Source organism: Acinetobacter sp. OYA S30 (assembly GCF_033599315.1).
GTDB classification, from domain to species: domain Bacteria; phylum Pseudomonadota; class Gammaproteobacteria; order Pseudomonadales; family Moraxellaceae; genus Acinetobacter; species Acinetobacter baumannii.
The window spans coordinates 1-453 of sequence record NZ_JAWVAV010000148.1 but is presented as its reverse complement, the minus strand read 5'-3'; the positions used below and the strand labels follow the sequence as shown (position 1 = coordinate 453).

1 protein-coding gene is annotated in these 453 nt (G+C 39.7%); it reads left to right on the top strand.

Annotated elements, in window-relative coordinates:
* A partial coding sequence (locus R5R67_RS19560; protein WP_318755218.1) for a transglycosylase SLT domain-containing protein occupies positions 1–453 on the top strand: 453 nt, incomplete at both ends.

Here is a 453-nt window from a genome sequence, read left to right as displayed (position 1 = left end):
GCAATTTGTCGAGATAGTAATGAAAAAAGGTTTTTCTGAGTCTCAGGCTAATGATTTACTGAAGCTTTATAAAGATTCATTAGCTAAGGGTCTTAAGGCAGCAGACCGAGAGGCTATGAAAGCATTAACGGATACTTGGAAAGCAGAAGAATCAATCAAAGCCATCACGGATGCTAGAACTGATTCTATACGTGAGCAAAACAAGGAGCTTAAAAATCAGCAAAAAGTACTAAGTGTAAATGCGAAAGTCCTAGCGAATGCTTCAAAATTCGGCTTTGCAGATCTAGAGTCTAAATACAAACTTCCATCAGGAACATTATCCGCGATTCATATGATCGAATCGAAAGGTAATGCAAAAGCCTATAACAAAGAAACCGGGGCGACTGGTGGATTTCAGTTTCTCGAAGGTACTGCCAAGCAATATGGCGTAAAAGACCGCACTGATTTAGCACA